A 1,197-nucleotide genomic window follows, 5' to 3' on the forward strand; every position below is an offset into this window, starting at 1 on the left:
TACAAGATGCAATTAAAATTGCTGATAAGGGAGACTTCTATGACGATGTAAGAAAAGAGTTTAGGGAGATGTTAAAGCTTCAACTTGCAAAGGGCAATAACGGACTTAAAAAGATGAAGTATATAACTTTTACCACAGAAGCAGATAACCTAGAGCAAGCAAGAGCAAAGTTAAATAGACTTGAAGTAGATATTTTATCTAACTTTAAATCTATGGGAGTAAGAGCAGAAAGCCTTGATGGCGAAGAAAGGCTAAGACTTGTTCACGATATGTTAAATCCAGACAAGAACTTTGGTTTTTCATATAAAGATTTGAAGAAGAAAGAGTCTACAAAATCACATATAACTCCCAATATCTTTAATTTTGCACCAGCAAATAATTTTAAATTTGGGAAATTCATTGGAGCTGTAAGCCATTTTCAAATACTTGCAAGTGAGTTATCAGACAGAATGTTATCTGAGTTTTTAGATATTGATGACAATATTTATGTAGCTTTTCATATAGATGTAGTTGAACAAGCAGAAGCTATTAAACTTATTAAGAGAAAGAACACAGACCTAGACAGAATGAAAATCGAAGAACAAAAGAAAGCAGTTCGAGCAGGATATGATATGGATATTATTCCTTCAGATATAAATACTTTTGGTGCTGACGTTAAGTCCATGTTATCTGACTTACAAAATAGAGATGAAAGGCTCTTTGTAGTATCCATAGTAATGATGAATTTTGCAAAGACTAATCAAAAATTAGAAAACACTATTGCTCAAATCTCATCAATTGCTAACAGACATAATTGTCAGGTAAAAAGATTATCTCACCAACAAGAGCAAGGACTTGTTTCTGTCTTACCTCTTGGAGTTAACCAAGTCGAGATAAAAAGATTTTTAACTTCATCATCAACGGCAGTATTTATGCCTTTTACAACAGAAGAGCTATTTATTGATTCGGCAAATTCTTTGTACTATGGATTAAATGCCCTTAGCCAAAACCTGATTATGGCAGATAGGAAGAAACTGAAGAACCCTAACGGACTAATATTAGGAACACCAGGTTCTGGTAAATCTTTTTCAGCAAAGAGAGAGATGGCAAATGCAATTCTTGTAACAGACGATGATGTAATTATTTGTGATCCTGAAGGCGAGTATTCAAACCTTGTAAAACAATTTAATGGAGAAGTTATTAAAGTTTCAGCAAAGT

Annotated in this window: 1 protein-coding gene; it reads left to right on the forward strand. The window is 33.2% G+C overall.

What is annotated here, in order from left to right:
• A partial coding sequence (locus CS884_RS00020; protein ID WP_374220156.1) for a VirB4-like conjugal transfer ATPase, CD1110 family occupies positions 1–1,197 on the forward strand: 1,197 nt, incomplete at both ends.

It is taken from the genome of Anaerococcus sp. Marseille-P3625, from assembly GCF_900232825.1.
In the GTDB taxonomy this organism is placed as follows: Bacteria; Bacillota; Clostridia; order Tissierellales; family Peptoniphilaceae; genus Anaerococcus.